Origin of the sequence: Metabacillus bambusae, assembly GCF_017497975.1 — a bacterium.
Lineage (GTDB): Bacteria > Bacillota > Bacilli > Bacillales > Bacillaceae > Metabacillus > Metabacillus bambusae.
The window spans coordinates 136,993-158,134 of the sequence record NZ_JAGDEL010000006.1 but is presented as its reverse complement, the minus strand read 5'-3'; the positions used below and the strand labels follow the sequence as shown (position 1 = coordinate 158,134).

The window sequence follows — 21,142 nt, the reverse complement described above, 5'->3', positions numbered from 1 at the left end:
ACTCAAAAAGTCAAACAGGATTTCAGTCACTCAACTAATTTATTGAGTGAAAAACAAACAACAACAATTACAAGACTGCAACGATTGAAAAGGGATAGATGGTTGTATCTGTTATTAGTTCCTGGAATATTATATTTCCTTATTTTTAAATATGCACCAATGTGGGGGATTGTCATTGCTTTTCAAGATTATTCTCCGTTTAAAGGTGTGCTTGGCAGTGAATGGGTTGGATTTGAAAATTTTATAGACTTTTTCCAAAACCCAGATTTTTTTAGATTATTAAGAAATACCTTTATTTTGGCCGTATTAGATTTAGTATTCTTCTTTCCAGCTCCAATTATCTTATCACTTTTATTAAACGAATTAAGGATTAATTCGTATAAAAGAACTGTACAAACATTTATATATGTACCCCATTTTATGTCATGGGTCATTATTGCAAGTATTACGTATATCTTTTTTACTACTAGTGGTGGTGTAATAAATGAGATCGTTTCTTACTTTTATGGGAAGGAAATTAATTTCTTATCATCTCCTGAGTGGTTTCGTCCATTAATTATGGGGCAAATCATTTGGAAAGAAACAGGTTGGGGAACTGTTATTTTCTTAGCAGCCTTAGCTACTGTTGACCAAGAACAGTACGAAGCAGCCATTGTAGACGGAGCAGGACGGTTTCGGAGATTGTGGCATGTCACACTCCCAGCTGTTAGAAGTACAATAGTAGTTTTACTTATATTGCGACTTGGAAACTTCCTTGATACAGGGTTTCAACAAATTTTCTTAATGTCTAATTCTTTAAACCGCAGTGTTGCTGATGTATTTGATACTTATGTTTACTTTGTGGGGATTACACAAGGTGCATATAGTTATAGTACAGCAGTAGGCTTGTTTAAATCAGTGGTCGGCATCATTCTTGTTTTAGGTGCAAACAAGCTTGCGAAGAAATTGGGACAAGACGGGATCTTTTAGTTGGTTTAAATTTAGAGGAGGTGCTTACAAATGGCGATGCCAAAAATGCACAATACTCCAGCGGGAAGAGTATTTGATGTATTTAACTTTATTTTTTTAGGGATAATCGGATTGTTAATGGTTTGTCCATTCATATATATTATTGCTGGATCATTTGCTACAGAGGCAGAATTAACGAGAAGAAGCTTTTTTCTCATTCCTGAAACATTTTCACTAGAATCCTATAAATATATTTTTTCTACAGGTACATTTACACGCAGCATTTTAGTATCGATTGGTGTAACAGTGGTAGGAACACTTGTATGTCTATTTTTTACCTTTACGATGGCATATCCGCTTTCAAGAAAACATTTAATGGGACGTAGTACAATTATGAATCTCATTATATTTTCAATGCTATTTGGCGGAGGCATGATCCCTACCTATTTAGTGGTAAAATCATTGGGGTTATTGGATTCCTATTGGGCATTGATATTACCTCTAGCGATTAATCCGTTTAATTTAATTATTGTCAAAACATTTTTTCAAAATATTCCATTAGAATTAGAAGAGTCAGCTAAAATTGATGGTTGTACTGAATTTGGGATTTTCTGGAGAATAATGCTCCCACTATCAAAACCAGTGCTTGCAACCTTTGCGCTCTTTTATGCCGTAGCCATTTGGAATGATTTCTTTAGTGCATTATTATACATCAATGACAATACGAAATGGCCTGTACAAGTATTGCTTCAACAAATCATTCTCCTATCACAAACGATGTTAAACGATCCGACCTCAATGGGTGGTGAATATGTTGAACCCCCAGAGCAATCATTGAAGCTTGCAGTCGTTGTCGTGGCAACATTACCGATTTTGATCATATACCCTTTCCTTCAGAAGCATTTTGCAAAAGGAATGTTATTAGGATCTGTAAAAGGATAATTGAAAGGAAGAGGGTGACTCAAAACCAAAGGGTCAGACCCCTCCAACACAATGTATAGCACCTTAAACGTTAAAGGCTACTATATATTAGTAATGTTGGGAGGTGCCAGACCCTTTTGAGTCAGCCTCTTTGTATACGTAGTAATAAGATTGTCCCATTTTTAATAAACCGCTTTCTTTTTATGATTGAAATGTGACATAATAGGCAATGTAAATGTTGTTTTATGTTGGATTAGGGGGGATTTAATTGGGATAAGGAGTGTAGGCAACCATCTAAAAAAAATCAATTGGAGCATTAGTCATTATCAGAAAAATTTTATCCTTATTTTGCTTATTGCCAGTATTCCAGGATTAATTACTGGAGTTCTTATTTACTGGATTGCTGTTGGCGCAGTGGAGGACGAGCTCCGTAAACTTCATGGAGATCAAATTGAGCAAAGAGCAAAAAATATTGATGAACAATTTAGGAATTTGGAGTATTCGGCATCACGTTGGGCGATCGAACCTCAATTTGGAGAATCATTAAGAAACATAGACCTTGTTAAACAATTTACAGAATCATATGATATTTCAAAAACACTAGTGCGTTTACAAGGAACACATCCTCTTATTAAAGATGTTGACCTTTATATAGAGGGAGAAAAAAAGATCTTGTTTAATACTGAATATCAGCTTTTAAATGAACAGGAAATCAGCAAATTTCACAAGACTTTAGAGGGTAGAAACATATATTGGGGTCATTATCCAGGAAAAGATCAAAATGAATCAAGTTTAGCTTTAATTCATACGATCCCTGCAGCTAGTAAACATCCTTTTGGCTCAATTATTATTACAATTCATAGGGATAAAGCACTCGATTTATTAAAAACTCTAACACCTTATGGGAAAGGCGCTACATTTATTTTGAATCGTGATAATGAGGTCATACTTTCAGCAAATAACACAAATGACCAATCGTTTGTAAGCGCTTTAAAAAATAAGTTAACAAACCATGATGACAATAAAGAATCGTTTCAATTTACTTTTGATAATCAAATCTATTCGGTTTCTTTAGGTCATTTATCTAGAGTTGATTCAGATTGGAAATATGTATCAGCGGCGCCAATGTCATCAATTACGGAACCACTCGTTATTGTTTCGAGAATCATATTAATTATTAGTGCATCTGCTCTTATTTTAGCTATTATTATGTCTTGGTTTGCATCTTATCGAATTTATACACCAATTAGAAATTTAATGTGTAAATTGATGAACGAAACAACTGAAAAATGGAAACCTACCGGAAAAGATGAATTTTTATTAATTGAACAACAATGGGAAGAACTATCACAAAGGAGTCATTTATTACAAAATCGCTTATCAGAACAGGTGACAGAAATAAAGAATAGCTTTGTTGTACAGCTTGTTCAAGGATATTTTTCACATTATAAAGAAGAAGATTTAGTAAAACGAATGAAAAGTTATGGATGGGTAGTTGAAAATCATCAATATATTGCGCTTGATGTTAAATTAACAGGGTTGTTTGAATCAAAAGACCGTTTTTCAAATAATGATGAAAGTCTTGTCACCTTTTTAACTGCCAATATAATGGAAGAGTTAGCTGGTGAGATTTTTGAACAGTATAATGTGATCAAGTTCTCTGATCTTTCAGTGGGGGTATTAGTGGTTTATCCTTCTGGAACGATGATTAATGAAGATATTCAACGATTTGCTAATAAGGTAATAGATGCAGTGAATGAAATTATCAACTTGCAAGTAATTGTGTCAATAAGCGAATCTACAAATAGCATTAAAAAAGTCCATTATCTTTTTGAAGAAATGGACAAGTGGAAACGTCTTCGAATTTTTGAAAATAAAAATCAAATCATCGATCTCCAGGAAATGGGTTCTTTAAAGGATATAAATAGTTTTCGCTATCCATTTGCAGTTGAAAAAGAAATTATTCAAGCGATAAGAATGGGGCAAATTGAGGAAATTGAAAAATTAATTCATCAGTTTATTGAAGGAATTGCCGAGAATGGGAGAAATGAGATTAATATTCAACAGGGAGTAAGGCAATTGTATAGTAGTATCCAGCATGAAATTTTGCATGCAGGCATCCATCCTCATGATTTATATAATGGTAAAGATATGTTTGAGGAGCTTGCACAGGTCCATACAATTGAAAGATTTACAAAATGGTTTATAGAATCGATCATCCTCCCTTTTAATCAGAGACTTGAAGGCAGAATGAATATGGAATTAAAAAGAATCGTAGAAAAAGTGGTTTTATTGATCCAAGAAAATTATATGAATGATATTTCTTTAGATAGTTGTGCTGAGGAAGCTGGTACAAACCCTTACTCTCTAAGTAAGGCTTTCAAACTAATTGTCGGTATTAACTTCATTGATTATTTAACAGATATAAGGATTCAAAAAGCAAAGGAATTACTGTTACATTCCACAATGAAAATAAATGATATTGCTGAAGCTGTCGGATATCGTCATAGCTATTTTAATCGAATATTTAAAAAGCAGATGGGTATACCGCCAAGCCAATATCGGAAATTGCATCAAGAAAAAGAGTTGCTGGAGATAGAAAAGGACAGTTAGGTTTCTTAGTCGTCTATATATTTGATAGATTACTAGAGGAATGTGCCCCCTTTTCAACCTATGAACGATCTGTAAAACTATTTCAATTACAATAATGGATGAATGAAATAAAAGAGGATTAGTTAAAAACGTTTATTGTTTTTAATAAACTAGAAAATAGAAAGTTCGAAATGCTTATCCATTTAATTTTTTGTGTATACGGAGGGAATTGTTTTATGATGCACAGCTATTTTTTTGAAAGAGGAAAAAGAATATATAAAAATTCATTGTCATCAACCAATGATATTGCTGATTGGTTAATAGAAGGTGAAGCAAGAGTTAGTTTTGAAGAAAATCGTCTTCAGTTAGAAAATAAATTAGATCCATCAGTACATGGAGATAATTCTCATTGGGTATTTTGGTGCCCAATTAACTTTCCAGATAAAGTAATCATCGAATGGGAATTTTATCCGATTAGAGAACCAGGTCTTTGTATGCTATTTTTTGCTGCAACAGGTCGTAATGGTGAAGATTTGTTCAGTCCTAACCTCCCTAAAAGAAATGGTAAGTATCCTGAATATCATTCAGGAGCAATTAATGCCCTGCATTTATCCTATTTTCGACACAAGCATGCTGATGAACGATCATTTCGAACTTGTAATTTGCGGAAAAGCTATGGTTTTCATTTAGCAGCTATTGGAGCGGATCCCTTGCCCCCTGTAGAGGATGCAATACCACCATATAATATGAAGCTAATTAAATATGAAGGAATCGTTCAATTTACGATCAATCAATTACCTGTACTAGAATGGGAGGATGATGGAACCGAATTTGGAAGCATATTATCCGAAGGGAAAATTGGGTTTCGACAAATGGCTCCAATGAAGGCAGCATATAGTAATTTTCAAGTTCATGAGGCACTTTTGTCAAAACAAAAGAAGTTGATATGAACGTACATAAGGAGAGGGAAATAGAATGCCAAAAGTAATGTTAGCATTCCCTGAAGGAAAACATAAAGTATTAACATTAAGCTATGATGATGGAAGAGCAGCTGATAGGAAATTAGTAGACATCTTAAATCACTATGGGATAAAGGGAACATTTCATATAAATTCTGGGTTATTAGGAGTGGGAGATCGCATCTCACAGGAGGAAATAAAAGAGTTGTACTACGGTCACGAGGTTTCTACCCATACCGTTACACATCCAACAATTGCAAGATCTCCAAAAGAACAATTAATTGAGGAAATAATCGACGACCGTAAAGGTTTAGAGAGAATAGTCGAGTATCCCGTTAGAGGGTTGTCCTATCCGAACGGTTCTTACAATCGTCTTATTAAAGAGGTTCTACCATATCTCGGTATAGAGTATGGAAGAACTGTTTATTCAACAGGTGAGTTTTCAATGCCTGATGATTTTTTTGAATGGAATCCAACCTGCCATCACAATAAGAATTTAATGAAGCTCGCAGAAGATTTTATAAATTTTCACAAAAAACAATACCTCTACATGATGTATGTATGGGGACATAGCTATGAGTTTGACAATGACCAAAACTGGGAACTAATCGAAAGTTTTTGTCAATTTGTCGGCAATCGAAATGATATTTGGTATGCAACAAATATTGAAATGGTTGATTATATGAATGCCTTTCAAAACCTGAAGTTTTCTGCAGACAGTCAATTTGTCTATAATCCATCAGCCTTGTCTGTGTGGCTAAGTGTTGATGGGAATATAGTGAATGTACCTGGCGGGAGTCAAGTGGCATTAATATAAACATTTGAATTTAAATAGTCCAAAAACTTATTGAAAATTGATATTTCGTTTTTTATAGCGTCTTTTGTAACGACACAAACTGATAAGGAGGAGATATGAATGCAAATGAATGGGTTAGCAGGTGGCTTTTATAAAATTTCAGAATGGATTATGAAACTAGCATATATAAACTTATTATGGATTGTATTTACACTTGTTGGATTAATCGTTTTTGGTTTTTTTCCAGCAACCACAGCTATGCTTGCAGTGATTCGAAAGTTGATTATGGGAGAAACAGATATCCCTGTTTTTAAAACATTTCTAACCTCATATAAGAAAGAGTTCAAGAAAAGTAATGTTATAGGGATCATAATGTTTGTCATTGGATATATATTATATTTTGATCTATCTATTGTTAGGGAAGCAAATGGATTGATAAGGCTGATATATTTTCCATTGTTAATGATCTTTTTAGGGTATGTCTTAACATCTTTTTATTTTTTCCCAGTCATTGTCCATTATGAAACAAAGATTTTTCAGGCAATAAAAAACTCGTTTATTATTATGATTTTACATCCATTACCAACGATCATGATGGTAATTGGGACAGTTGCAATTTATTTCTTAATGATAACCATTCCCGGATTAATTCCAATTTTTTGCGGAAGCCTCTCCGCATTTGTAATTATGTGGTCTGCACTTCTCGCTTTTTCAAAAATTGAGAAAAAGCAAGAAGAGTTTGCTCTCCAAAAATAGAAAGATCCCTACCTAATATCCTAATCATTTTCTTAGTTAGGTAGGGGTATCCCCTTTAACAAAAAATTCTCAATTTTCAAGAATGTGCAAAGTGGTAATAAAAATGGTGAAGCAAAAAAGTGTGGTTGTTTGTAAAAAAAGATTCAGATAGGTTATAAAGGAGTCTTTCATTAGGGTTTTTCAAAATGAAGGGAAGGAGGAAAGTGGCAAGAATAACCTAATCTCTATATCTGGTGAGTTTGTATAGAATAGGTACTATAACCTATTATTATTTTAGCGAAAAGAACTAGTTTTTACAATAAACAAAATAGTTTGTTTTTCACACCTATGCAAAAAAACTAGGATGGAAGACTTTTTCACCAATTAAATCTGGTATTAATTGAAAGCGCTTCGTTTTAATCTAATCTGGAGGTTTTTTATGTTTAATAAAACAGAAAATCGATTAAGAAAAACAAGTAAATTTTTAATTTGCTCAATATTTACTGCTTCACTGTTTGCGCCTCAAGCAACAATGGCAAACAGCACACCGGGTAATGATACTTCCTATAAAAATTATCAATTGGAATTCTTAGATCGAGGTTTAGTAGCTGTAAAAGTAGAAAATGGTGTTTTTATAAGTTGGAGATTGTTAGGAAATGAACCTGAAGATATTTCTTTCAACCTATATCGGGATGGGGAGAAGGTAAATTCCTCACCAATTAAATCGAACACAAACTTTCTTGATGAGCAAGGTAAGGCGGATTCTACTTATACTGTACGTGCAGTATTGGATGGTAAAGTACAATCCAAATCAAAAGAGGTTGGTGTCTGGGGGAAAAACTACCTTTCAGTGCCGCTAGAAAAACCAGCTGATGGAATCAATCCAGATGGATCATCCTATACCTATCATGCAAATGACGCAAGTGTTGGTGATCTTGATGGAGATGGTCAATATGAAATTGTATTAAAATGGGATCCTTCGAACTCACAAGATAATTCGAGAAATGGTGTGACTGGTGAGGTCTTTGTCGATGCTTATGAGATGGATGGAAGCCATTTATGGAGGATTGGCCTTGGGGAAAATATAAGAGCCGGTGCCCACTATACGCAATTTATGGTTTATGACCTTGATGGGGATGGTAAATCAGAGGTCGCGTTAAAAACTGCTGATGGAACGACGGATGCTGCAGGTAAGGTTATTGGTGACCCGAATGCTGATTATAGAAATGCAGAAGGCAGAGTATTGGAAGGGCCTGAGTTCCTTACGATTTTTAATGGAGAAACTGGTCAGGAGATTGTGACAACTGATTTTGAACCAGCAAGAGGAAATGTAACGGATTGGGGCGATGGATATGGAAATCGTGTGGATCGCTTCTTAGCAGGTATTGCTTACCTTGATGGTGAAAGACCAAGTCTCATTATGGCGCGTGGTTATTATGAAAAAACAATGCTAGTAGCCTATAATTTTCGCGATGGGAAATTGACGAAGGAGTGGACGTTTGATAGTGACACTCCAGGCAACGAAGACTATGCGGGTCAAGGGAATCATAATTTAAGTGTTGCAGATGTGGATGATGATGGAAAAGATGAAATCATTTATGGTGCAATGGCAATTGATGATGATGGTACCGGGTTATACACAACTGGTTTAGGTCATGGTGATGCCATGCATTTAGGTGATTTAAATCCAAATCATCCCGGTTTGGAAGTATTTCAAGTGCATGAAGATAAAAGCTCTGAATATGGAATGGAGTACAGAGATGCTGATTCAGGAGAAGTTCTTTGGGGAATCTTTACAGGAAGAGATACTGGAAGAGGAATGTCAGCTGATATTGATCCTCGCTATGAAGGTGAAGAGGTTTGGGCAAGAGGTGGCATATACTCAAGTTCTGGAGAATTAATAACAGAAGCGATGCCTTCATCAACGAATTTTGGCATTTGGTGGGATGGCGACTTATCGCGTGAGCTCCTAGACCATAATTGGGATGAGTCTATAGGTTATGGAACAGGTAAAATTGATAAATGGGATTATGAAAACAATACAACAGTTAATCTACTAACTGCAGAAGGTTCAGCATCTAATAACTGGACGAAGGGCAATCCGAGCTTGCAGGCCGATCTATTTGGTGACTGGCGTGAAGAAGCAATGTGGAGAGCGGCAGATAGTAGTGAGCTAAGAATTTATACAACAACAAACATGACGAATCAACGAATTTACACACTAATGCATGATCGCGTTTATCGTTTAGGTGTTTCATGGCAAAATGTAGCCTATAATCAGCCGCCACATACAAGCTTTTATCTAGGTAATGGCATGAAAAATCCTTCTGTACCAAATATGTATGTTGTTTCACAAATTAATGTGGAAGTGTCGCCTAACGTGCTAAAGACAAATAAGAACAGTAGTGAAAATTCAGTAACAGCAAAGGTGAATACAGCTTTAGAATCAAAAATAACATCCGTAAAAATGAGTATTAACAATAAAACAATATCTGGAGTACTAAAAGGAAACACTGTTAAGTTTAATCAACAAGACATTATTAGTGCACTTAACGGTGAGTCTGGGGAAATTGAGGTATCCATAACAGGCTCATTAGAAAATGGGGGATATTTTGTAGGTGAAGATACGCTTAGGGTTACTAATCATTAATAACTCCGTCTTTCGAAATAGCAACCGTTAATCGTACAACAAATAACGTTCATTTTTAAAAAGGAGGAACTAGTTTGGGACAAGGGAAACTCTGGAGATTATTAAGTGTTATTCTTTTGTTATCAATTTTCATCCAAGGTATGGCGGTAACCCCTCATGTAGAGGCATCACAAGCAGCTCCGAAAAAATATCAATTTGATTTTGGAGTGGGTCCAGTAGAAAAGGGATTTACGGGAGTTAGCGCAACGACCCGTTATAATGAAAAAAGTGGATATGGATTTAACACACCAGAAAACATGAGGAATGTTACAGCTGCAGGAACAGGGGTAGCTAGTGATGCTGTTCAATTTTTAGCCTTTGGCACGAAAAGTGAGAACACATTCAATGTCGATCTCCCTAATGGGCTTTACGAAGTAACTGTAACACTTGGTGATACTGCAAGAGCAAGTGTTGCTGCAGAAGGAGTTTTTCAACTCATCAATATGACTGGAAACTCAGCAACAGATACATTTCAAATCCCTATTACAGACAATCAATTAAATCTACTTGTTACAGAGGGAAAAGTTGGTACAAACTTTACTCTTAGTGCTATTGAGATCAAGAAACTATCTAAACATGCTGTAATGAAACCGACAATTTATATTGGTGGAGACTCTACAGTTTGTAACTACTACCCATTAGAGAATAGTTTACAAGCAGGTTGGGGACAACTGTTGCCAGAGTTTGTTGATACGGAAACATATCAAGTACGAAATATGGCTTCAGGGGGTCAAATTGCCAGGGGCTTTAGGGACGATGGTCAACTTGAAGCAATCTTGAAGTATATTAAACCAGGTGACTATTTTCTATTACAGTTAGGAATTAATGACACAAATCCAAAAAATAAGACAACCGAATCAGAATTTAAAGAGATTATGAGAGACATGGTTAGAGTAGTCAAAGAAAAAGGAGCAACTGTGATACTATCAACTCCTCAAGGTAGGGCAACGGATTTTAATTCAGAAAATGTGCATAATTCAGAAAATAGATGGTATAGACATTCTATTTTAGCTCTAGCGAAGGAAGAAAATGTCCCATTAGTTGATCTAAATGTACTAAGTTCAAAATACTTTAAATCAATTGGTCCTGAAGCTACCAGTAAACTTTATATGCCTGGAGATAGCTTACACCCTAACCGTGATGGAGCAAAACAACTTGCCCAAATTGTGGCTGAAGATTTGAATAGACAAGGCTTTGTTGGATTTATGTCTCGTTAAAGATTAATGGAAAATGAAATAGTAATTTAATAGACAAGGCTGTATAAAAGTTAGCCCTTTATACAGCCTTTTTTTGCGTTTTCAAGCCTTTACCTCTCAAGATGTGCAAGAAATAGGACCTTTCCTACTTTAAAACTTGTTTAAAAAAATAGAACTTAAAACGAAATGAAAAATTTTCTATATGAATAATTATAATGTAATCAAGGATTAATTATAGTAAAATAGTCATTAATCGACAATATTCAAGGAGAGAATTATGGCAAAAAAAGTAAAATGGCTTTTATTATATATTATATTCAGCTTCGTTTGGATTATTGTTACTGATAACTTAATTGTCTTTATCGGAATTCCAACAGATACTCATTTAATCTTTCAAAATATTAAAGGAAGCATATTTGTTGTGCTAACTAGTGTGTTTTTCTACTATTTAATAGTAAAAAAGGAAGCCTATGAAAAAGAAAGGCTAGAGAAAAATAAGTTAAATATATTAATCAATTCAATGGTAGACTTTGTTAATTTTAAAGATGGTAATGGCAGGTGGACGAAGGCAAATGAGTTCGCTTTAAAGCTATTTCAAATTGAGAAAGTTGATTACCGTGGTAAAACGGATTCTGAGCTAGCTGAATACAGCAATTTTTATCGTGATGCACTAAGATATTGTGAGATATCAGATGAAGAAGCATGGTTAAAAGGGGAGATTAGTCAGTGTATTGAAGAAATCCCAATGCCAGATGGAACGGTTAAAACGTTTAATACAATAAAGATTCCTATATTTAATGAAAATGGAACAAGAAAAGAGCTCGTCGTATTGGGACGTGATGTAAGTGATAAGATTGCTGCTGAAAGGAAATTGGCAGAGAGTGAACAAAGATATAAATCATTGTTTGAATTTAATCCAGAATTAGTATATATGGTTGATCTACAAGGTAATCTTACAAACGTAAATGACCATTTTTACAAATTTACTGGCTATAACAAGGAAGATTTCTTTCAAAAGTCAGTACTATCTCTTATCGTAGAAAATGATCGTCGTCGGGTTAGGGAAGCCTATCTAAAGGTGATTCAAGAAAACAAGCCGTGGATTAATGAAGAAATTGAGATTATAAAAAAGGATCAGTCAAAGAAGAGTTTACGTTGTACAGCAGTTCCTATGATCATTAATAATGAGACTGTAGGTGTGATTGGGTATGCAGTTGATATAACAAAAGAAAAAGAAACAATGGAGCTACTTCGTAAAACTGAAAAGCTTTCAGTTGTAGGGGAGTTGGCCGCAAGCGTTGCACATGAAATCAGAAATCCGTTAACAGCGTTAAAAGGATTTCTCCAAATGCTCCAATCCTCAAGTAATGAAAACCAGCTGTATTATAAAATTATGCTTGATGAAATTGAACGAATTAATATTATCTCAAGTGAGCTTTTAGTTTTAGCTAAGCCCCAACAAATTCATTTTCAAAAACGAAATATAAATGAGTTGCTATCAAATGTGAAATCATTGCTTGAGTCTGAAGCAAATTTATATGGTGTTGAGTTAGAAATTTTAACAAATGATAAGCTCCCACTTGTTGATTGTGAGCCTAATCAATTAAAACAGTTATTTATAAACATTATCAAAAATTCTATAGAAGCTACATCAAAAAAAGTGCAAGTTTCTATTAATAAGACAGATAACGACCATATTTGTATTCTGTTTAAAGATGACGGATGCGGGATAGACCAGGAGAGGTTAAAGCATTTAGGAGAGCCTTTTTATTCGATGAAGGAGAAAGGGACAGGCCTAGGGTTAACCGTTAGCTATAGAATTGTCGAGTTTCATAAAGGTCAAATTCAGTTCAATAGTATAGTAAATGAAGGAACAACAGTAAGGCTTGTCTTGCCAATTAATAAATAAAGAAAGATCCCTATACATCAAATGCCGAATAGCAAATGATGAATAGGGATTTTTTATGGTTGAGATTCAAGCTCAAATTATAATTACATAAAGCTTCTGAGATTAAATCTGGATATTGTTGTAAATAGACAATCACCAATAGATGGTATAGTCGTATATTATAAAGTGGCAACTAACCTAAAGGAGCGGATTTAAATGACTCATTACTATTGTCAACCTATGTATAATCCGGTATATTATCCCAATGGATACCCAGTAAGACAGGTAACTACAATCCCCTACAATTATTACTATCAACAGCAAGGTAGACAACTTCCTGATGTCGATCCTACATTATTTGAACAATCTGCTAAATCAATGCAGCATTTAATGAAAGAAGCAAGTTTGGTTTTAAATGAGCTTGCAAGGTCAAAACCGTTTGCTAAAAAGGTTATGGATGCAGCACAGCAATCAAATATGAAGGAAGTTGAGCAGTTAATCAAGTCGACCGGAATTAAGTCAAAGGTAGAGACAACTTTTAATCCAGATGGAATTAACCTCAAGCTATCGTCTAAAGTGGATGGTTCTGATTGTTGTCACTTAACAATTGGACTTAGATGGATGTAAATTGATTAACTCAATTTATGGAAAACGAGATGGAGCTCCCAATTTCTTTCGTGTATTTTCACTTTTTGATCCTGAGTACACATTACATTATATTTTGACCCAACAAGAATCTATATAGCTCCCCTCTATCCCATATTATCAGTAAATGACTTTTACACGATTTCCTCATATAAGGAAACCACAATATTCTTCTAGGTTATTTTATTTATCTCATTCTTAACCTACAGTAATACCACAACACATTAAAATTCAAGAGAAACCGAGAAGATTGGTTGGGTTAATAGTCCGTAAAGATCCAAGGAATGACAGGGTGTTGGAACAATGAAAAACCATAGTGATGTGGCGTTTTAATCGTGAAAAAATTGGCTATCCATTAGTGAGTGAAAAAGAAAAACCCTTCTGATGAAATTCTAGGCTTATCCATGAAATTTGAATAAATAAACCAAAATCTACATATGAATCCTTTAAATTACATTTTGATTGAACAATTGTCGAAAGCGTTTATAATAAGGATATGGAAAACATTACATTAGTAATATTTTTTAAACTTAAACAGTGTTAGATCATTATAATTCTTATAGTTTAGGTAAAAATCACTAAATGATTGTAGTTAATTAGATCTGATATTTGCGAAAAGATTTAAAGATTTTATTTAAAAACCTCCATGAGTAAGTCCTTTTTCATAGTGCGAAGATAATAAGACTGCTTAACATTTAATAATTAAAAATATATATATTTAGTAAGAATCACTTTATGTATTTGGAGGAAAGCAAATGGCAGGAGAAACAATTTTAATAATAGATGATGATGAAGATATCAGATCGATTTTACAACTGTATTTGTCAAAAGAGGGGTACTCAGTTACAGTTGCTGGATTAGGAAATACTGCAATTAAATTAGTCGATCTCCATCGTCCCAATTTAATCATTTTAGATGTGTTACTCCCTGATATGGATGGTTATGAGGTTTGTCGAATAGTGCGTCAAAGAACAAGTGCACCTATTTTATTTTTAAGCTCAAAAGAAGATGATTTTGATAAAATTTTAGCGCATCGAATTGGTGGAGATGACTACATAACAAAGCCCTTTAGTCCCGCAGTACTTGTTGCTAAAGTACAAGCTCATCTACGTAGAAATAGAAATATTTCACATCAAGTATTTAAACTAGATGAATGGACTGAAGACTCAGTATTGGTTTTTCCAGGACTAACAATAGATAAAAATAGCTGTGTTGTAAAAGTAAATAAAAAAACGGTACCACTATCAGCAAAAGAATATCAGCTATTATGCTTATTAGCAGAAAACCCAAATCGAGTTTTTACCGTGGAGCAGATGTTTGAACGGGTTTGGGGTGAAGAAAGTCTTGGTGATTATAGAACTGTAATGGTACATATCAGTAATTTGCGTAAAAAAATTGAACCACATCCTACAGAGCCAATTTATGTCTTAACCTTGAGAGGTATGGGGTATAAATTTACTGGCTTTTTTGATGATTAATATCACCATAAGTCTGTAAAAAGTGTTTAATCTCTTCTTTTGTTATACCTAAAATGAATGCTTCTTGAATCAGCTTTATCCATTCATAATCGAGATCTCTATTTGAATCAGATAAAGTGGTATGCTTAAACTTTTCCATTTGAAACCTCCGTCATGATAATTTGATAACCTTATCATACTTTATAAACTATAAAGCTTGTATAAGGTTTCTTAAAGATTAGTTAAAGAATACAAATAAATTCCATAAGCAAAAGGTGGATGACAATTGGAACCATTAAGTAGGTATCAATCATTAGAGGTAATATCAAGCAATCACTTATCTACTCTTTATAAAGGATTTTCTACTGATACTAGAAAGAATGTGCTTATTAAAATAGTAAAGGAGCAACATTTATCAAAAAAAACAATCGCTTCCATGCGGCATGAATTTGATTTAGCGCATTCACTTGAGATTGAAGAAATATTACGACCTATAAATTTGGAAGCTGATGGTAGGCAACCATATGTTGTATATGAATATTTTCCTTGCGAAACGTTGCGCAATTACCTCAAGAAAAAAGAAAAATTTAAAGTTGGTGAATTTTTAAAAATTGCTATAAAGCTTGCAACAGCATTAGTTAATCTCAATCGCTATCAACTTATACATAAAAATATTAACCCTTCTACGATTTTACTTAATCATACTTCAGAAGAACTTAAACTAACTGGTCTCCAATATACTCAAAAAAATAGAATAAGTAACAGTCAAAAACCAATCGTTAAAGAAATGGACATCGAATTAGCCTATATATCTCCAGAGCAAACTGGAAGAATCAATCGAAATGTGGATTTTCAATCAGACCTTTACTCACTTGGTGTCGTATTTTATGAAATGATAACAGGTCAAACACCTTTTATTGTAGAATCACCGTATGATTGGTTCCATGTGCACTTAACGAAACATCCACCTGCTATAACAGATCTAAATGAAGATGTTCCTGAAATCCTATCGAATATTATTATGAAGCTTATAAGTAAATCTCCGATTGATCGCTATAAAAGTTCGTATGGATTAAGAGAGGACTTAATCACTTGTCTTCACCATTATGAAAATGATCGACTAACCTCCTTTGCAATCGGAGAAAAAGATACATTTATGAGTGTAGAGACAAATAATCGATTATTTGGAAGAGAAGAAGAAGTAAATAAGTTATTATCTGTATGTAATCGAACTCTACAAAACGGTGAAACACAGCTTATGCTCATATCTGGTGAGTCAGGAACAGGGAAAACAGCGTTAGTAGATGAGGTGTTACAGCAATTTACTAGAAAGCAAACATTTTTAATACAAGGAAAGTTTGACCTTCTCCTTAAGCAAAACCCCTATAGTGCAATCCTTGATGCCTTTAAAATGCTTTTCAAGCAAATTCTCACAGAAGATGAAACAAATATTAACAAGTGGGGCCGCATGATTGAAGATGAAATTGGATCTAATCTATCAATTTTATTAAGTGTTTTACCTGAATTGAAATGGATTGTAAATAATGAGATCGAAGAAGTTGAAATGATGGCAGTAGATATGTCCTCACATTTTTATTATTTATTTCAAAAACTTGTACGCGTATTTGCTCAAAAAAATCATTCGCTCATTTTATTTTTAGATGATTTGCAATGGGCAGATAGTGCTTCTATAGAATTGATTGAGTATTTGCTTTCTAATCAAGATACACATTATTTTTTAATGGTAGGAGCCTATCGAGAAAACGAGATAAAGGCAGAACATCTTTTATATCAAACGATTAATCGCTTAAAAGATCAAAGAAAGGTTCAAACTATTTCTCTTGATGTTTTATCCTATAATACAGTAAGCGATTGGATTCAGTCATATCTTTCAGAGCAAAAAGAAGATGTTAAGATGTTAGGTACAACTATTTATCGAATTACACAGGGAAATCCATTCTTTATTAAACAATTACTACTATCTTTTTATGAAAATTACATTCTTTATTTTAATGAAAAGAGCGGATACTGGTCAATTGATGAAACAAAATTATCACAAGCCTCCATTCAAGATAACGTTGTTTTTTATCTAATTAATCGCTTGAAAAAGTTACCAGAAACAACGCAAAAGCTTATTCAAATTGCAGCGTGCATAGGTAATCAATTTGATTTACATACGGTCTATAAAGTAGCACAACAAGATCAATTAAGTACGAGTAGAATAATTGATACTGTAATTGACATGGGGTTACTCCTTCCATCGCACGAAAATGTAGATAAAAGTGAAAATAAACAAGATGTAAGTGATGTTTCTACGTCAACCTATCGTTTTATCCATGACCGTGTTCAGCAGGTGATCTATTCAACAATGTCAGACAAAGAAACGTCAACTAACCATCTGGCAATTGGAAGAGAACTTATATGTAGTCATGATGAAATGACAGATTCAGAATTAGTAAATATAGTCTACCATCTTAATTTAGCTCGACATTTGTTAGCTGAAGAGGAAACGATCATGCTTGCAAAAATGAATGTAAATGCTGGAGAATTTGCGAAAAATACAGCAGCCTATCAAGCAGCATTAACCTATTACAAGGTTGCGTACGAATTACTCGGGGAGGATTGGGAGAATCACTATGATTTAACATTTAAGTTACTTGAGGGTTTAGGTGAAGCACAATACATAAACGGAAACTTCGACCAATCTGAACATACGTTTAATACTTTGCTAAAGCACTCAAAAACAAAGATTGAAAAACTATCAATCTATAATCTGAAAATCACATTATATACACATGTTCACCGTGTAGAAGAAGCGGTTGACGCAGGCTTAGCAGGATTGCAATTAATGAATCAAAAATTCCCCCTTAAACCGAGTAAACTACATATTGTCAAAGAATTACTTTTTGTGAAATTAGCTTTTGTAGGAAAACAACCGATAGACTTATTGAAATTGCCAGATATGGAAAGTGAAGAAAATCGTTTAATTTTGCGGACGTTGATCCAATTAAATGCTCCGACCTATCATGTTGATCAAAACTTATCAACGATTTTCATGCTAAAAGCGATGAGAATGACGATTCAGTTTGGTCTAACAGAATTAAGTCCATTAGTTTTTAATAATTATGCACTCATTTTAAGTGCAGGTTTTCATGATTTTAAGCAAAGCTTTGAATTTGGAAATCTAGCTTTATTGTATGCTGAAGAGAATGGCAATATTGGTATTAAAGGTAGGGTATCCTTTGTTTTTGCAAGCTTTGTGAACCATTGGAAAAACCATATAAAGGATAATATTAAGTATCTGGAACAATCGCAAAAATATTGTATACAGGCGGGGAACATTCATCTTGCAGGGGCAAATAGTTCATTTCTCGTCATTTCTCATTTTATTAAAGGGACACAGTTAGAAGAGCTTAAGAATATTATTCAATCACAGAAAACCTTCATTGAAGATATTAAATATCCAATCTCAGCAGGTTTTATGGCAGAAATGCAGGAATGGTTTGACTATCTTACAAATGATAAAAGGATTGAATGGCATTTTAATAAAATCATTGATGATGATTCTGCAAAAATCATTCACTATACAATGCGACTACATATGGCTTACTTATTTAATAAGAATGGATTTGCTAATCAAGTATTAAAGGAATTAGCTTCATTAGTGAATAGTCGCTTAACACTAGTAATCGCACCAGAATTTTATTTTTTCGAAGCATTATGGCACTTAAGGTTTATTAGACTAGGAAATAACACTTTTTTTAGTAAAAGAGAATCGATTAAAAAGATAAAACGAAATCTGAGAAAGCTTAAAAAATATGCAAAGATGTCACCCGAAAATTATGAGTCTAAGAAAATGCTTGTAATGGCAGAGTTAGCAGCTATTACAAACAATAAGCAAGCTGCAGAGATGTATTTTGATAAAGCGATCCAATCTAGTGAAGAAAATCAATTTCTTCAAATGGTCGCTTTATGTAATGAAGCAGCTGGTCGATTTTACGCAGAGCGGAAGAAAAATAAAATTGCAGGTCTTTACTTTACTGAAGCTTATCACAGCTACCTGAAATGGGGGGCCACTAAGAAAGCACAACAGCTGTCAGATAAATATCGAACATACATGCGAGACAATGAAGAAGTCAAGAAAACTTTATATGATCAACAGGCTGAGCATTATGATTTAAATGCAGTATATAAAGCAGCACAAATTATATCGAGTGAAATGAAAATTGAGCAATTGTTAGAAAAAGTTATCCATATTACGATGGAAAATACAGGTGCAACGAAAGGGACAATTTTATTTAAGCAAGATGAGGAATTAATTGTTGTTGCTCATGAAAATTATGAGCTTGAAGAATCCATGCAGAGAGGAAATGATTTTTCAGCTAACATTGTTCAGTATGTAAATAGAACTGGTAACATTGTTCAATTAGATGATGCAAGTAATATAGGTATTTTTCAAGAAGACGAATACGTCCTGAAAACGAAGGGGAAATCTATTATTTGTATACCAATCTTCTATTATCAAAAGTTAAAAGGGATTCTATATTTGGAAAACGACAAGGTGACAAATGTGTTTACAAATGAACGGATTAGCTTCTTAACTCTACTATCAACACAGGCGGCTATATCAATTGAAAATGCTCAGCTCTACAAAAACCTTGAGGATAAAGTAAGTGAAAGAACAGCTGAGCTTCAACAAGTAAACCAAACCCTTGCGGAGGCAAATAAGCATTTAGCACAATCAGAAGAAATAAGGAGAGAGTTATTATCCAATATTTCACATGATTTGCGAGCACCAATTGCAAGTATACAAGGGTATATGGAAGCAATACTAGATGGTTTAGCAAACACGGAAGAAAAGCGAGATGAATACATACGAAATAGTATCTCACGTATAAAAGGATTAAATGTTCTTATTAACGATTTGTTTGATTTAACTCAATTGGAATCAGGCAATCTTTCTTTTAGTTTCGATTATGTTCCAGCAGATAAACTGTTGGAAAACATTAAAAGGAAATTTCTCTACGAGGTAACAAGAAAAAATTTGCTTTTACAGCTTGAGTTAAATGAAGATCGGAAACTTTATCCGTTAATTGAGATTGATATAGAGAGGATAGGACAAGTTTTCGCTAATTTGATTACAAATGCAATTAAACATACAAATAGGGGTGGGATTCATCTAAAATTAGAGATAGACGAACAAACGGTATTAATTTCCTGCCGTGATACTGGGGGAGGGATCGCTGATGAAGATTTACCTTATATATTTGAAAGAAACTTCACAATAGCGAATCACCCTTCAAGAAAAGGCCATGGTCTTGGATTGACAATTTGTAAAGAAATCATTAAACATCACAATGGAGAAATTTGGGCAGAGAGTGAGATTGGAAAAGGTACCACGTTTTTTATACAGCTTCCTGTCGTGCGTGTGGAGGAAGAATTGGTGTTAACATAGGACAGATCCGTGTTTTCACTTGCTTGATATCCAAACATTTAAGTGTATATATAAAAAATTGTGACTGACTTTTTAGTAATAAAAGTGGACTAAATCTATTGCTTGGCATAACTAGTGTACGGTCTGAATAAGTTCAGAATGAAGATTCTTTCGTGACTACGACGAATCACTTTACATCATTTGCTAAACGAAAGTGGGGAACAACACATGCCAAGTGAATTATACAAAGTTGAAGTTAATTTGCCGATCCATTCAATATGGGAGTTTGTAAGTGTAATGGATAATTGGGCACCTCTTGTACCTGGATATATTGAACATGAGATTTTAAATGATAGCGAGTCTATTTGGAAGTTCAAAACCGATTTAGGGGTTATAAAGAAGAAGATTGAATTAAAAGTTGATATTACCGATTGGATTAAACCAAAAAAGGTTATCTTTAATCTAACTGGCATCAATGAAAAAGTGACTGGAAAAGGATTTTTCGAAGCACAAATAATTGATGCGAACAACACTTTGATGACTGGGTATCTAGAAATCACACCTGAAGGCAAAATGGCGAAATTAATTAATTCTAAGCTTAAGAAAAATCTAAATGAATTGACGAAGGAATTGACCGAAGCGATAATAGCCAAAATAAAAGAAGATGAACATGCTTTAAGATAGTCTCAGCAATAGTGATGCATCTCCTTCTATAATCTTAGGATAAAGAGGGAGATGTATCGCTAACAAGCACCAACCCCTTAATACAACTCCAATTTTTTGCTTCAACTAGAGTAGTTGCAATATTTATTTTTACCTGCCTTTATATACAAAGATCCTATGACGAATTACAGCCACTCTCTCCTAAACAATAAGTTTAAC

The 21,142-nt window shown here is 33.9% G+C and carries 14 protein-coding genes; 13 read left to right on the top strand and 1 reads right to left on the bottom strand.

Going from position 1 to position 21,142, the window contains the following annotated elements; genetic code table 11:
* The first annotated feature begins 42 nt into the window (after positions 1-42).
* From I7822_RS10680 to I7822_RS10630, 11 genes are all read left to right on the top strand, one after another.
* Positions 43-969, top strand: coding sequence for an ABC transporter permease (locus I7822_RS10680; RefSeq protein WP_243459417.1), 927 nt, complete (start codon positions 43-45; stop codon positions 967-969).
* Positions 970-1,005: 36 nt separating this feature from the next.
* Positions 1,006-1,890 carry a carbohydrate ABC transporter permease gene (locus tag I7822_RS10675; RefSeq protein WP_372442146.1) on the top strand — a complete coding sequence of 295 codons (885 nt, stop codon included), beginning with the start codon at positions 1,006-1,008 and terminating at the stop codon, positions 1,888-1,890.
* Between the two features lie 327 nt (positions 1,891-2,217).
* Positions 2,218-4,482 (top strand): helix-turn-helix domain-containing protein, encoded by a 2,265-nt coding sequence (locus I7822_RS10670; protein ID WP_207977818.1) that lies wholly within the window; start codon positions 2,218-2,220, stop codon positions 4,480-4,482.
* A gap of 218 nt (positions 4,483-4,700) precedes the next feature.
* The gene (locus tag I7822_RS10665; RefSeq protein ID WP_207978055.1) at positions 4,701-5,411 is read left to right on the top strand and encodes a DUF1961 family protein; all 711 of its coding nucleotides are present in this window, start codon (positions 4,701-4,703) and stop codon (positions 5,409-5,411) included.
* Between the two features lie 25 nt (positions 5,412-5,436).
* Positions 5,437-6,237, top strand: coding sequence for a polysaccharide deacetylase family protein (locus I7822_RS10660; protein ID WP_207977817.1), 801 nt, complete (start codon positions 5,437-5,439; stop codon positions 6,235-6,237).
* 99 nt (positions 6,238-6,336) lie between these two features.
* Positions 6,337-6,972, top strand: coding sequence for a YesL family protein (locus I7822_RS10655; RefSeq protein ID WP_207977815.1), 636 nt, complete (start codon positions 6,337-6,339; stop codon positions 6,970-6,972).
* A 511-nt stretch (positions 6,973-7,483) separates the two neighbouring features.
* Positions 7,484-9,601 carry a rhamnogalacturonan lyase gene (locus I7822_RS10650; protein WP_207978053.1) on the top strand — a complete coding sequence of 706 codons (2,118 nt, stop codon included), beginning with the start codon at positions 7,484-7,486 and terminating at the stop codon, positions 9,599-9,601.
* Positions 9,602-9,741: 140 nt separating this feature from the next.
* Complete coding sequence (locus I7822_RS10645; protein ID WP_207978050.1) at positions 9,742-10,857, top strand: rhamnogalacturonan acetylesterase; 1,116 nt, start codon at positions 9,742-9,744, stop codon at positions 10,855-10,857.
* A 256-nt stretch (positions 10,858-11,113) separates the two neighbouring features.
* Complete coding sequence (locus I7822_RS10640; RefSeq protein ID WP_207977813.1) at positions 11,114-12,745, top strand: PAS domain-containing sensor histidine kinase; 1,632 nt, start codon at positions 11,114-11,116, stop codon at positions 12,743-12,745.
* 195 nt (positions 12,746-12,940) lie between these two features.
* Complete coding sequence (locus I7822_RS10635) at positions 12,941-13,351, top strand: YuzC family spore coat inner layer protein (protein WP_207977811.1); 411 nt, start codon at positions 12,941-12,943, stop codon at positions 13,349-13,351.
* A 773-nt stretch (positions 13,352-14,124) separates the two neighbouring features.
* The gene (locus I7822_RS10630; protein ID WP_207977809.1) at positions 14,125-14,847 is read left to right on the top strand and encodes a response regulator transcription factor; all 723 of its coding nucleotides are present in this window, start codon (positions 14,125-14,127) and stop codon (positions 14,845-14,847) included.
* Here I7822_RS10630 and I7822_RS10625 read toward each other — a convergent pair.
* Entirely contained in the window at positions 14,825-14,986 is a 162-nt protein-coding gene (locus tag I7822_RS10625) for an anti-repressor SinI family protein (RefSeq protein ID WP_207977806.1), read from the bottom strand. The two genes, I7822_RS10630 and I7822_RS10625, sit on opposite strands and share 23 nt — an antisense overlap.
* 126 nt (positions 14,987-15,112) lie before the next feature.
* Between I7822_RS10625 and I7822_RS10620 the strand changes: the two genes are divergently transcribed.
* Together I7822_RS10620 and I7822_RS10615 are read left to right on the top strand one after the other, a co-directional pair.
* On the top strand, positions 15,113-20,281 hold the full coding sequence (locus I7822_RS10620; protein WP_207977804.1) for an ATP-binding sensor histidine kinase: 5,169 nt from the start codon (positions 15,113-15,115) through the stop codon (positions 20,279-20,281).
* A 207-nt stretch (positions 20,282-20,488) separates the two neighbouring features.
* Positions 20,489-20,944, top strand: coding sequence for an SRPBCC family protein (locus I7822_RS10615; RefSeq protein WP_207977802.1), 456 nt, complete (start codon positions 20,489-20,491; stop codon positions 20,942-20,944).
* The last annotated feature ends 198 nt before the right edge of the window (positions 20,945-21,142 follow it).

Excerpts from the sequence above, each read along its gene's own strand:
- I7822_RS10660 (WP_207977817.1), top strand. The coding sequence starts at position 5,437 with ATGCCAAAAGTAATGTTAGCATTCCCTGAAGGAAAACATAAAGTATTA.
- I7822_RS10650 (WP_207978053.1), top strand. The coding sequence starts at position 7,484 with ATGGCAAACAGCACACCGGGTAATGATACTTCCTATAAAAATTATCAA.
- I7822_RS10675 (WP_372442146.1), top strand. The coding sequence starts at position 1,006 with ATGCCAAAAATGCACAATACTCCAGCGGGAAGAGTATTTGATGTATTT.
- I7822_RS10625 (WP_207977806.1), bottom strand. The coding sequence starts at position 14,986 with ATGGAAAAGTTTAAGCATACCACTTTATCTGATTCAAATAGAGATCTC.
- I7822_RS10630 (WP_207977809.1), top strand. The coding sequence starts at position 14,125 with ATGGCAGGAGAAACAATTTTAATAATAGATGATGATGAAGATATCAGA.
- I7822_RS10640 (WP_207977813.1), top strand. The coding sequence starts at position 11,114 with ATGGCAAAAAAAGTAAAATGGCTTTTATTATATATTATATTCAGCTTC.
- I7822_RS10635 (WP_207977811.1), top strand. The coding sequence starts at position 12,941 with ATGACTCATTACTATTGTCAACCTATGTATAATCCGGTATATTATCCC.
- I7822_RS10655 (WP_207977815.1), top strand. The coding sequence starts at position 6,337 with ATGCAAATGAATGGGTTAGCAGGTGGCTTTTATAAAATTTCAGAATGG.
- I7822_RS10665 (WP_207978055.1), top strand. The coding sequence starts at position 4,701 with ATGCACAGCTATTTTTTTGAAAGAGGAAAAAGAATATATAAAAATTCA.
- I7822_RS10645 (WP_207978050.1), top strand. The coding sequence starts at position 9,742 with ATGGCGGTAACCCCTCATGTAGAGGCATCACAAGCAGCTCCGAAAAAA.
- I7822_RS10615 (WP_207977802.1), top strand. The coding sequence starts at position 20,489 with ATGCCAAGTGAATTATACAAAGTTGAAGTTAATTTGCCGATCCATTCA.